The sequence below is a fragment of the Citrobacter sp. EC_71 genome (assembly GCF_019584005.1).
Lineage (GTDB): Bacteria > Pseudomonadota > Gammaproteobacteria > Enterobacterales > Enterobacteriaceae > Citrobacter > Citrobacter werkmanii.
This window is the reverse complement of sequence record NZ_VDAY01000002.1, coordinates 345401-357944: the sequence shown is the minus strand read 5'-3', so window position 1 is coordinate 357944 and position 12544 is coordinate 345401. Positions and strand designations below refer to the sequence as shown.

At 47.7% G+C, this 12544-nt stretch carries 11 protein-coding genes and 1 pseudogene; 7 read left to right on the top strand and 5 right to left on the bottom strand.

Annotated features, from left to right (window positions below):
- Positions 1–246 precede the first annotated feature (246 nt).
- Both FHD02_RS03485 and FHD02_RS03480 read right to left on the bottom strand, forming a co-directional pair.
- Positions 247–990 (bottom strand): hypothetical protein, encoded by a 744-nt coding sequence (locus tag FHD02_RS03485; protein WP_137361309.1) that lies wholly within the window; start codon positions 988–990, stop codon positions 247–249.
- Between the two features lie 234 nt (positions 991–1224).
- Positions 1225–1875 (bottom strand): GntR family transcriptional regulator, encoded by a 651-nt coding sequence (locus FHD02_RS03480; protein WP_220393575.1) that lies wholly within the window; start codon positions 1873–1875, stop codon positions 1225–1227.
- An 85-nt stretch (positions 1876–1960) separates the two neighbouring features.
- Here FHD02_RS03480 and FHD02_RS03475 point away from each other — a divergent pair, with 85 nt between their 5' ends.
- Both FHD02_RS03475 and FHD02_RS03470 read left to right on the top strand, forming a co-directional pair.
- Positions 1961–3163 (top strand): MFS transporter, encoded by a 1203-nt coding sequence (locus tag FHD02_RS03475; RefSeq protein WP_137361166.1) that lies wholly within the window; start codon positions 1961–1963, stop codon positions 3161–3163.
- 40 nt (positions 3164–3203) lie between these two features.
- Positions 3204–3795 (top strand): annotated as a pseudogene (locus tag FHD02_RS03470) (cysteine hydrolase family protein); the annotation flags it as partial.
- A gap of 153 nt (positions 3796–3948) precedes the next feature.
- Here FHD02_RS03470 and FHD02_RS03465 read toward each other — a convergent pair.
- On the bottom strand, positions 3949–4176 hold the full coding sequence (locus FHD02_RS03465) for a DUF1272 domain-containing protein (RefSeq protein ID WP_137371514.1): 228 nt from the start codon (positions 4174–4176) through the stop codon (positions 3949–3951).
- A gap of 440 nt (positions 4177–4616) precedes the next feature.
- Here FHD02_RS03465 and FHD02_RS03460 point away from each other — a divergent pair, with 440 nt between their 5' ends.
- The 4 genes from FHD02_RS03460 (at position 4617) to FHD02_RS03445 (ending at position 10473) form a co-directional block, all read left to right on the top strand.
- Complete coding sequence (locus FHD02_RS03460) at positions 4617–4973, top strand: hypothetical protein (protein ID WP_079226126.1); 357 nt, start codon at positions 4617–4619, stop codon at positions 4971–4973.
- Positions 4974–5329: 356 nt separating this feature from the next.
- A complete protein-coding gene (locus FHD02_RS03455; protein ID WP_137371515.1) occupies positions 5330–5896 on the top strand; it encodes a Slp family lipoprotein in 567 nt (188 codons plus the stop codon).
- 277 nt (positions 5897–6173) lie between these two features.
- On the top strand, positions 6174–7328 hold the full coding sequence (locus tag FHD02_RS03450) for an efflux RND transporter periplasmic adaptor subunit (protein ID WP_220393574.1): 1155 nt from the start codon (positions 6174–6176) through the stop codon (positions 7326–7328).
- 28 nt (positions 7329–7356) lie between these two features.
- Positions 7357–10473, top strand: coding sequence for an efflux RND transporter permease subunit (locus tag FHD02_RS03445; RefSeq protein WP_220393573.1), 3117 nt, complete (start codon positions 7357–7359; stop codon positions 10471–10473).
- 209 nt (positions 10474–10682) lie between these two features.
- On the opposite strand, the gene FHD02_RS03440 is transcribed toward FHD02_RS03445, so the two are convergent.
- Positions 10683–11021: an HdeA/HdeB family chaperone gene (locus tag FHD02_RS03440; RefSeq protein ID WP_079226122.1), complete on the bottom strand. Its 339-nt coding sequence runs from the start codon at positions 11019–11021 to the stop codon at positions 10683–10685.
- Positions 11021–11617, bottom strand: coding sequence for a DUF308 domain-containing protein (locus FHD02_RS03435; protein WP_061382294.1), 597 nt, complete (start codon positions 11615–11617; stop codon positions 11021–11023). Before FHD02_RS03435 ends, FHD02_RS03440 begins: the two co-directional genes overlap by 1 nt.
- Before the next feature lie 281 nt (positions 11618–11898).
- On the opposite strand from FHD02_RS03435, the gene FHD02_RS03430 reads away from it, so the two are divergent.
- Entirely contained in the window at positions 11899–12528 is a 630-nt protein-coding gene (locus tag FHD02_RS03430) for a YfdX family protein (RefSeq protein WP_042313237.1), read from the top strand.
- Positions 12529–12544: the final 16 nt, after the last annotated feature.

Here is a 12544-nt window from a genome sequence, read left to right as displayed (position 1 = left end):
TATGATCGGCATCGCTCAGTCCGGTTGGTGATTTTGGTTGGTTTGGCGATTGATCAGATCGCACAATCCGGGCTGAGTTCCCTTTCAGTGATCTACTATTCCGCGCAGCTATTTAGGTGAATCAAAGAGTTTTACCGAGTATGTTCCTCTATTCCGCGATGTCTACTTCTGGAACTTAGCAGACTGCTTTAGGCTGACAGTCCGCTCTGAGCGAGGAGCGGACGTCTATGCGGGATACTTACAAGTTTATTGCGCCAGACCGACTTTTACGAAAGGGCTACCATGACTACGCGATTTTTTGATTAGCTTGCCTACGTATAATTCTCTGATTTCTGGTGATGCGATTCGTCCAACAAATTCTGAACGATTGGTTTCGGGGGGGATGACCAGTTCCCGGGTAAAGTACTGCTGAGAGCCTGCCTTTAACCAGCACTGTATCTCGTAGACTTCCATCACCAAACCGCCGTAGGTTGCGTATGCAAATTGCAGGTTTTCATCTTTTGGTACTTTTGCCCAGACGCCACGCGTAGCTTCATATAATGCAAGTGCACTCATGCCAGACTTATAGGTGCTGTTTAGCAAAAAAGCGAGCCCTGCATGTTCAGGTGCAATTTCCGTTTCTTGCTTAAGAAGGAGATGGTTGAGCTCATCCAGCGTGATTCGCCCCATAAGGGAGCTGCTTCCTCGTACTTTGTTGGTCAGTTCTCCAACACCTAAGAGATCAATACATGTAGCTTCAACAAGCTTAGCGGTTGCCTCATCCATGCCATGGCGTAGTATGTCGATTCCCAGGTTTCCTGTTTTTAACAGATGATTAATTCGTTCTGATTTCGGAGAGCCATCATTACACTTTATATGATCAAGACAGCGTTCTGACTTGCCTTTGCCTATATAAAACGGTTTTTTTGATGCATCTTCAGTGTCATAAAATGCATAAACATAGAACTTAGCCATCCCTAACGCTTTCGAGTATTTTGAAAAATCTTTCACCACCTTGCTTCCTTAGGACAAAAGTACTTAATTTCCCTATCGGCACTATAGTTCAGAACTTAAGAGCAAAACAAATAGCATATAGATTGACTGACCTGCCCCCCCACTGATGAATAAGGACCAAAGTTAGCAACGTCCGCGTGTGGCACGAAGCGGACCAGGTCACTGAGCTAAAGGTCTGCAGTGAACGAGGAGCGGACCTCTGTCATGTTGTCGTAAAAACTCACCGCTTAATCAGGAGATAGCAATACCTCTTGCCCTCAAGCTCCGTCTACTTGAATTGATGGCTTCCAGTAAGCGAAGGCGGCTTTCGCTGAGATGAACGGCGAGTAACTCTGCCGCTTTTTCAGTCTCCTGCGACCTAAGCGCCGCTATTATTTCTTGGTGCTCTTCCCATGCGGGATTCGATGGTGCTTTGTCGAGCCATCGTGCCCGTGAAAGCTGGCGCAGGGCATCGCTTACCCCTTCGAAAATAAACGCATTCTGGCAAAGACGGGCCAGCTGTAGATGGAATCGTGTCCCGGCATCCTCCATCACCTCTTCTGGCACATCAGTAGTCTTCGTTTTGAGCAGGTTTTCCAGACCGTTGAGTTGTTCTTCTGTCATCTGGCTGGCTGCTAGTTTTAATGCCGCCACTTCCAGTACTTCCCGGTAAATACATAGCTGTTCAACTTCTGCGACATCGATCGGCGCCACTAACCAGCGCAGCCCATCACGACGGACCAGTCCTTCTGACTCCAGTTTTTGTAATGCGGCTCGCACAGGCGTTCGGGATGCGTTAAACGTTGCTTCAGCCCAGCGCTCGGTAAGTCGTTCTCCTGGCCCCAGCTCCATACTGAGTATCAGTTTTCTTAATTGGTTTTCAACTTCTGATGCCTGACTCATAACAACAATGTTCTCCCGCAAATTGACAGTAAGATGCGCAATCGATATGGTATACCAAGTTGGTATACCAAGAAAGAGTATTTCTATGACCCAATTCTATAACAGCTTCTGGCAGCGAAACCTGCTTGTTTGCTTCATTGGCTCGTTCTCAACGGTCTTCGCAATGACCCTTATGCTGCCGTTTCTGCCTTTGTATGTCGAAGAACTGGGTGTTAGCGGGCATGCCGCGGTCGTGCAATGGTCTGGTGTCGCATTCAGCGCAACGTTTATCACTGCCGGGTTGATCGCCCCTGTCTGGGGGAAACTCGGTGACAGATATGGACGCAAGTCGATGCTCGTGAGAGCCAGCCTTGGCATGGCGGTTACTGTTTCGCTTATGGGGCTGGTGACCAATATATGGCAACTTGTCGGACTAAGGTTGTTAGTTGGCCTGGCGGGAGGCTACTCATCCGGCGCGACGATTCTTATCGCCGTCCAGGCTCCCAGAGAACGTGCAGCCTGGGCGCTGGGGATTGTTTCATCCGGTGTAATGGCTGGCAATCTTGTCGGTCCACTTGCCGGAGGGTGGCTCCCTGGTCTGATCGGTATTCGAACCACGTTTTTCTGTGCAGGTGCGCTGATATTTCTGTCCTTTATCATGACCCTCACCCTCATTCGCGAAGAGGTGCAAAAGCCTGAGAATACCGTGGCAAAAACGGCAGTGAGCTGGTCGCAGTTGCCTGCCCGTACTGTAATTATTTGTATGCTTTGCACCGGTCTGCTGCTGATGCTGGCCAACATGTCGATAGAGCCCATTATTACGGTATATGTGCGAACTCTCGTCAGTGACGCTTCTCAGATAACCAAAGTGGCAGGATATGTAATGGCTGCCGCAGCCCTGGGCAGCATTATTTCTGCATCCTGGCTTGGAAAACTGGCAGACAGGATAGGACATTTACGCATTATCACAATGGCATTGGCGACAGCCGGTTTTCTGCTTATTCCTCAGGCGTTTGTTTCCTCAGGCTGGCAGCTTATTGCTCTGCGTTTCCTTATGGGGCTGGCACTAGGTGGATTACTGCCATGTATGGCGGCGGTAATACGTCATCGTGTACCAGAAGGAATGGTAGGGAGCATCCTCGGTTATTCCGTAGCGGCACAGTTCGCAGGTCAGTTCATCGGGCCGTTGATCGGCGGCTTTGTCGGCGGGCATATCGGTATGCGAGCCGTCTTCCTGGCAACCAGTTGCATACTGCTGCTCGGAGCAGCCTGGAATCTCAACATTCATCGTCAGTCAGCAACGCGTTGACTGACGGCATTGCCTCGTACCTGCAAATCCCGGAGATTTTATGACGACTCAACTCAGTAATATCAATAAAAATAGCGCGCTGCTGGTAATGGACTTTCAGATGCTCATCCTCAACAACTTCCTCCCGCAAGAGAGTGCCAGAGATGTTATTCGCAACACGGCATCGTTGATATCTACCGCACGCGCAGCTGGCGTAACGGTTATCTACGTGAGTGTCGGATTCCGCAAGGGTTACCCTGAAGTCAGTCACAACAACACGATTTTCTCGTCAATTAAAGGGAATGGCATTTTTATGGTTGATAACGAGAGCACGGCCATTCATGCAGATGTCGCTCCTGAAGAGAATGAGGTCGTCATTGTTAAACGCAGAGTGGGGGCTTTCTCCTTTACTGAACTCGATTTGGTTCTTAGGGCGCAGGGAATAGAAACTTTGATTCTTACTGGCGTCACCACAAGTGGTGTTGTGCTGTCTACCGTTGGGCAAGCTTTTGACCTGGATTACCGGCTTGTGATTGCGAGAGATTGTTGTGCCGATCCAGATTATGACACCAATTTGTTTTTGCTTGAAAACATCTTGCCTCAACATGCCTTCGTTACTCATTCAACGGAAATATCAAAAGCCTGGGCATAAAATATCTGATGTCGAAGTACCCACCGTTTGGGTTGTGGAGTTGACCGGAGAAGCGCGATTGCCGTTCATATAAACGTCCGTTCCTGGCACTAAACTGACGAGCAGCAGGATCACGGAGACCCTTACAAGCGACGAGCGAACGTAGTTTGCATCTCTATTGTTGATAGTGACGCTGAGTGGATGCAGGGTGCCGCAGGAGGGATGCTTCGGGGCGTATTGGACGTCGCACCAGCTCCCCTCCGCAGTTCGGGCACTGGCCATTAAGCCGTTGGGTCACGCAATCGGCGCAAAATGTGCATTCGAATGAACAGATGTATGCCCCTTTTGATTCAGGAGGCAGATCTTTATCACAGCATTCGCAATTAGGACGGAATTCAAGCATAGTGCTCTCTTATTGTTAAAGGCACATCATTGGATATACCAAAAGCCATCTACCTGTATCACCTTTACGATAGACGACGATATTGTTTTTGCCTGTATTAAATGAGCATTGTCTATAAACCAGAAAAATCAAGAGAGTGAATTATTTGATAGAAACGCTCACCTTCGGAAACGAACGACCAGCCTATAACGCCCCAATCAATCACATAAAAATCAAATAGATAACACTTTTCATATCAACATTATCACTACGCTTTTTACACCTTCCCTTTCGTGCAAAAAAACAAGACCTGCCACAAAAATAACCGTATTAATTGCTCACAGTTGCACAAAATGGATAAATAACGTTAGCAGCACTTACAGTTTTTTCCTAAAGTCAGCGCTTCGTTTGTATGTCATGCTTCATCACGCTAATAACTTATAACGCTAAGCGAGGATATTATGAAAAAGACAATTATCGCATTATCTGCAATTCTGCTGGCTTCTCCTGTTATTGCCGCAACAACACACGCAACCGATAATGATGTCGCTGCCGCGCACGAAAACGCGAATACTGCAAAAGAAAAACTGCATCAGGCGCAGAATCAGGGCGAAGAGCAACAGTTAAAAGCAAAACATACTGCTGAAGGTAAGCAAGATGACCTGAGCAGCAAGGTGAGTGAGGGCTCACAAAAAGCCTGGAATACAACCAAGGAAGGCGCTGAAAAAGGTTGGAATGCAACAAAAGAAGTTACCGAGAAAGGCTGGAATAAGACCAAAGAAGGTGCAGCCTCCGTTGAGAAAAAAGTCAGCGAATAATCCTCCAGCCATTCAATAATAAAAAGCCGCTTTCGCGGCTTTTTATTATTAGCATGATCCGTCCTGCACAGCGTTGACACGTTCCTGACTTAAATCCGCAGAACGTGATGATGACTGAGTTCAAACGCCCCCAACGTGATTATCCTGCCATGGTCGCCACCGTGTAATAACCTTGTGGTATCATCAGCACATCACAGTTGTTGACCGCCATCCACTCTCCCTGCGCCCCGCTAAAATACTGTCTGTTATTACCATAAGCTACAATTATATTAATTTTAGATAATCAGCCTCGCGCCTGCTGACAATAATGAGTAAAGGTTTACTATAGACCTGTCTTTTTTTAGCAGGAAAGTAAAATGAAAAAAACAAAAGGGTTGCTGATTATTGCCCTTGCTTTCACTCTGGCATCATGTGCTTCAATTCCTGAAAATATCAAAGGTAATAATCAACCAGATATACAAAAGAACTTTATCTCCGTGCATAACCAACCGGGGTTATATACAGGCCAGCAGGCCCGATTTGGGGGTAAAGTCATCAATGTGATTAACACCAAAACGGATACGTTACTGGAAATCGCCGTTCTACCGCTGAACAACGACGCTAAACCACAAATAGACGCCAGCTATCAGGGACGTATTCTTGCCCAACAGAAGGGTTTTCTCGACCCGGTAAATTACAGAAACCACTTCGTGACTATTTTAGGGACAATTCAAGGAGATGAACAAGGATTCATCAACAAAATCCCGTACAACTTTGTTAAAGTTGATTTACAAGGCATTCAGGTTTGGCATTTAACTGAGTCCGTAAACACGACCTATAATATGTGGGATTACGGTTATGGCGCGTTCTGGCCCGGACCGATGTGGGGAATGCCCTACTCCGCAAATACCGTAACCGAGGTTACGCCAGAGCTAGTGAAATAATCCCTGTAGTACGGTGATGCGAATAGACTCCGGAGCCGAGTGTTTGCCAACACGCATTTTAATCACTCCGCGTTTCGCTTATTGCGTCATCGTGCTCCATGTGATCCTTCGCTAAATATTCATTATTTCTGCTGCATGTAATTTAACCGCTAACTTTTAGCGCAAAAATGGGCGTTACTTTTCTCATGCCAGACCATCTTCTGTTATTTACCGATAACTCCCCCACCCTGCATGCCATAAAAAAACATTTGTGCTTACGAATTCTTCAGGGATTACTATGAACAGAAAATGCTTACTGTTGATACCATTATTTTTTAGCAGCGTCATTATTACCGCCTGCGATAATAAACCTGCAGTAAAAACCGCCATGGAGCCCGGGGTCGGCGTTGTTACCTTAGCGCCTTCCTCAGTGAATATTAAAAGCGAGCTACCTGGCCGCGCGGTTTCATTTGAGATCGCCGAAATCCGCCCTCAGGTTGGGGGAATCATCATCAAACGTAATTTTATTGAAGGTGACAAAATCAGCAAAGGAGAGTCACTGTATCAAATTGATCCCGCCCCGTTGCAGGCCAGGCTGGATGCAGCCAGAGGCGCACTGGCAAAGGCGCAGGCGACGGCCAATAATGTGCGACTGACATTAAATCGGCAGTCGGCATTAATAAAATCCAATTACGTCAGCCGCCAGGACTACGACACGACGCGCTCACAGCTTAATGAAGCAGAAGCCAATGTCGCCGTCGCCAAAGCGGATCTTGAGCAGGCCACCATCAACCTGCGTTACGCCAATGTCACCTCGCCGATTGAGGGCATCAGCGGTAAATCCTCCGTAACCGTGGGTGCTCTGGTCACCGCGAATCAGGGAAACGCGCTGGTTACCGTGCAAAGACTGGATCCTATTTATGTTGATTTAACGCAGTCAGTACAAGACTTCTTACGCCTGAAAGAAGAAAAAGCCAGTGGGAAAATTGCCCAGCAAAAGGGCAAAATTCCGGTTGAGCTGATGCTGGAAAATGGCAAGCCCTATCGCTATACCGGCACGCTTGAGTTTTCCGATCCTGCCGTCGATGAGACTACCGGCTCCGTGACCTTGCGCGCCGTGTTCCCCAATCCTGAGGGTGAAATTTTACCCGGTATGTACGTCACAGCATTGCTGGATGAGGGCAGCCAACAGAATGTTTTAATGGTTCCACAGCAAGGGATTACGCATAACGCGCAGGGAAAGGCCACAGCGTTAATCCTCGATCAAGAAAACGTGGTGCAACTACGCGAAATAAATGCGGTGAAGGCTGTAGGCAATCAATGGTTGGTGACTACGGGATTACATCCTGGCGATCGGGTCATTGTATCCGGATTACAAAGAATCCGTCCGGGAATTAAAGCCAAAATCCTCGCAGCAAAACCAAACACACCTGACACGGCAACTGAACAGTAATATTTCAGGTATTAAGGACACCTTCTTCATGGCTAACTTTTTTATTGAGCGCCCGGTTTTCGCCTGGGTGCTCGCCATTATCATGATGTTTACCGGCGGTATCGCGATAATGAACTTACCCATCGCGCAATATCCGCAAATTGCTCCCCCCACAATTACCATTAGCGCAGCCTACCCCGGTGCAGACGCCAAGACCGTTGAAGACTCGGTGACTCAGGTGATTGAACAGAATATGAACGGGCTTGATGGCCTGATGTATATGTCATCCACCAGCGATGCGGCCGGTAATGCGTCGATTATCCTGACCTTTAAAACGGGGACTTCACCTGATATAGCGCAGGTTCAGGTACAGAATAAACTGCAGCTGGCGATGCCTTCCTTGCCACAGGAAGTCCAGCAGCAAGGGATCAGCGTTGATAAATCCAGCAGCAATATCTTAATGGTCGCCGGTTTTATCTCTGATAATAACAGTCTGAGCCAATATGATATTGCTGACTATGTGGCGTCAAATATTAAAGATCCACTAAGCCGCCCCCCCGGGGTCGGGAGCGTACAGTTATTCGGTTCGCAATACGCCATGCGTATCTGGCTGGATCCGCAAAAGCTCGACAAATATAACCTTACGCCGCAGGACGTTATTACCCAACTCAAAGTACAGAATAACCAGATATCGGGCGGACAGCTGGGAGGAATGCCGCAATCAGCCGACCAGCAGTTAAATGCGTCGATCATTGTTCAGACACGCCTGCAAACTACCGATGAATTCGGCAAGATCTTCCTTAAAGTTCAGCAGGACGGCTCCCAGGTTCTGCTGCGCGATGTCGCACGCATTGAGCTGGGTGCGGAAAATTATGCCACGGTTGCACGTTACAACGGAAAACCCGCCGCCGGAATTGCGATTAAACTTGCCGCAGGCGCCAATGCCCTTGAAACATCCCAGGCAGTAAAACAAGAGTTGAACAGATTATCTGCCTGGTTTCCGGCCAGCATGAAAACCGTTTATCCCTATGACACTACCCCCTTTATCGAGATTTCAATTCAGGGTGTGTTTCATACATTGATCGAGGCAATCATTCTGGTCTTCCTCGTCATGTACCTGTTTTTGCAAAGTTTCCGCGCGACGCTTATCCCCACTATCGCGGTTCCGGTTGTTATCCTTGGAACCTTTGCGATACTCGACGTTGCCGGTTTTTCGATCAATACGCTCACGATGTTTGGCATGGTGCTGGCAATAGGATTGTTAGTTGATGATGCCATCGTGGTGGTTGAGAACGTAGAACGTATTATTGCCGAAGAGCACTTGTCACCAAAAGCGGCGACGCATAAAGCGATGGGTCAGCTCCAGAGAGCACTGGTCGGTATTGCCGTCGTCTTATCCGCCGTGTTTATGCCAATGGCATTTATGAGCGGGGCAACGGGTGAGATTTTCCGTCAGTTTTCCATCACCTTAATTTCCTCCATGCTGCTGTCGGTGTTCGTGGCGATGAGCCTGACGCCCGCACTCTGCGCCATGCTGTTAAAATCCCACGAGGGAGAAAAAGAAAACACCCATTTTCTGTTTACCCGTTTCAATCACTTCATGGAGAAATGCACCCATCACTACACGGACAGCACCCGTAGGCTGTTACGTTGCACCGGCCGTTATATGGTGGTCTATTTAGTGATTGGTGCTGGCATGATGGTACTGTTTCTCCGTACTCCTACCTCCTTTTTGCCAGAAGAAGATCAGGGCGTATTCATGACCACGGCGCAATTACCTTCCGGTTCAACGATGGTAAATACCAGCAAAGTGCTTGGGGAAATAACGGATTACTATCTGACAAAAGAACAGAAAAATGTCGCGTCTGTTTTTACCGTTGGCGGATTTGGCTTCAGCGGACAGGGGCAAAATAACGGTCTGGCGTTTATCAGCCTGAAACCGTGGTCAGAACGTGTTGGCGAAAAAAACTCGGTTACTGCCATCATTCGCCGGGCAATGATGGCTTTAAGCACCATTAATAATGCCGTCGTTTATCCGTTCAATTTACCCGCAGTCGCGGAATTGGGCACCGCTTCAGGTTTTGATATGGAGTTGCTGGATAACGGCAACCTTGGGCATGAAAAAATGATGCAGGCCCGCAACCAGCTCCTGGCTTTGGCCAGCCAGTCACCCGATGAAGTTAACGGAGTGCGCCCAAATGGGCTGGAAGATACGCCGATGTTTCGTATCCACGTCAACGCGACAAAAGCAGAGGCGATGGGTGTGGCATTGTCGGATATCAATCAGACCATCTCTACGGCGTTTGGTAGCCGCTACGTCAATGATTTCCTTAACCAGGGACGCGTTAAAAAAGTGTATGTGCAGGCCGATACGCCGTTCCGTATGCTGCCGGACAATATCAATCACTGGTACGTACGTAACGCCTCCGGCGCGATGACGCCGCTTTCGGCCTACTCCTCAACCGAATGGACCTACGGCTCTCCCCGTCTTGAACGCTACAACGGACAGCCTGCAATGGAAATTCTCGGCCAACCGGTCGCAGGGAAAAGCAGCGGCGATGCGATGAAATTTATGGCATCACTGATTAATAAACTGCCCGCGGGCGTCGGTTATGCCTGGACGGGGCTGTCGTATCAGGAGGCGCTGTCTACCCACCAGGCGCCAATGCTCTACGGCATTTCTCTTATCGTCGTATTTCTGGCGCTGGCAGCACTCTATGAAAGCTGGTCAATACCGTTTTCTGTGATGCTGGTTGTACCAATCGGTGTGGTCGGGGCTTTACTGGCGACCGATCTGCGTGGCCTGAGCAATGATGTTTACTTCCAGGTTGGCCTGCTCACCACCATGGGACTCTCAGCTAAAAACGCTATTCTGATCGTCGAGTTTGCCGTCGAGATTATGCAAAAAGAAGGAAAAACGCCGCTTGAAGCTGCGGTGGAAGCTGCGCAAATGCGTTTACGTCCTATTTTGATGACCTCATTGGCCTTCATTCTGGGGGTTATCCCACTGGCAATAAGTGACGGCGCAGGCTCTGGCGCGCAAAACGCCGTCGGTACGGGCGTTATCGGTGGGATGCTGGCCGCGACCGTGCTGGCGATCTACTTTGTTCCGGTCTTCTTTGTTCTTGTCGAAAACATGCTGGCGCGATTTAAAACCCGGCATTAATTCCCTGCCCTTGTAGATGCTTATCCCTGGGATCGGGTAATAAGATCCCAGGAATGGCGCTTCACTTATCAGACCTACGGTTGTTAGCGGACGCGGCTATCCAGCGAGTTTCCTCGTGGATAGCAGGGTGAGTTATTTTATTGTGAGGGGAAATGCGGGTGTAGGGACAGAGGTTGTCAATTCTAACTAAAGCCAGGCTATCAAAACGGTTAATCAATCGTGTGCAGATTTACGGCCAATTCGCCCAATTTCGTATTCGGGTGCTGATGACACATGTTAATCATTTTAGGAACAGCGACAGTTTCCACCTCATGCAGCGGAACATAATCATCGCCTTTAAAGTCAGAATTTTTATTAACAATCACAAAGGCAATTGCCGTCATGTATTGCCGACTCATATCAGCAAATTCTTTACAGGTCATATCTTGTGGCGCAGCTTCGGTTGCCTGAGTAGCAAACGCACAGCTCATCGGTGCCAAAACAGAGGTCATAATCACAACAGCTGAAACCATCATTTTAATATTCACGATACACTCCAGAGACAGGATTAGTTGTTATTGGCTAGTTTATCTGTTGATGCCAACTTCGTATTTCTACGCAGGCTGATAAAAGCCAAAGAACTGAAGATCATCTCGACCCCAATAAAAATCGAAGTGAACACGTAAGACTTATCGGGATCCATATTCAGCCATACACCAGCAATAAGCAGATCTAAAATGCCGATAAAAATGTTCCAGACATAGCCCGGACTGCGGAACATTTGAACTCCGGAAGCCACACGAAAAATACCACCAAGAATAAATAAACAGCAAAAAACCATAGCCAACGAATTCATGCCGATCACAGGGTTAACAAGGAAACAGTACCCCAGCAGTAACCATGCGATAGCAAAAAATGCATAGGTAAATCTGGCTTTCAACTGCTTCTTCCCAGCGCTAAACAGGCTATAGATAGAATAAAAACCGCATACCAGGAACATAAAACCTGTCGCGTAGCTTAAATAAACGCCAGCAGCAATAGGATAGATTAAGCAGCAAATACCACACACCAACAACAGCACCGCCATAATTGTTGCGTGTCTTTTATAATGAGAAAGTGTTTTTTCATTAAACGTTCTCAGAGCTTGCTGATTAAAAATGAACATACATCCTCCGTTACATGTAAACGTAATGTAACCTGGTAATAAAAGAGTTAATACTCACACAATACATATCACTTACAATCAAATAATAAGGCTTCAGATAAGGATACGTATATAAGAATAAAGGAATGTCGCTATGCGTTTAATCCTACACATGTCAGACGTCTGACACCTGTAGGATTAAACGCTCATTATTTTATCCTGGCTCTGATTCCTCTCTTTAAACTTATTTAATATGATTATTGCGTTTGGTGAACAATACCAACTTTATTCAGGAGAACGTAATGAAAAAGATTATTCTTGCAGGTCTGCTTGCAACTATGATGGGTTCAGCCCCAGTAATGGCTTCTGCCACTACCACCACTGCGGCACAAACAGCCACAGCAAATGTACAAAAAGAAGCAGCCGATATTATGCAAGTCGCAGTAAAAGGCGCCAATGCGATGCGTGATATTCAACTTGCTCGTCTGGCTCTGTTTCACGGACAGCCTGACAGCGCAAAAAAATTAACCAATGACGCCGCTTCCCTGCTGGCAGGCGACAGCAGCGACTGGGCGAAATTTGTCAAAGCAGCGCCTAAGGCGAAGATGATTGACGATCAGTACGTAATTATTAACGCTACGATCGCATTATCAGAAGATTATATTGCTACGCCGGAAAAAGAATCTGCTATCAAAACCGCGAACGGCAAAATGGCCAAAGGTGACTGGAAAGGTGCAGTGGATACCTTGCAACTGGCAGGGATCAGCGTGCTTCAGACCCAATACCTGATGCCTTTGAATCAGACGCGTAAAGCCGTTGCCAGCGCCCAAAAACTGCTGTCCACGGGTAAATTTTATGAGGCTAACCTTGTGTTAAAAGGTGCTGAAGAAGGCATTGTTATTGATAGCGAAATGGTGGGTGCAGGCCAGTAATACTCTGCACTAACGA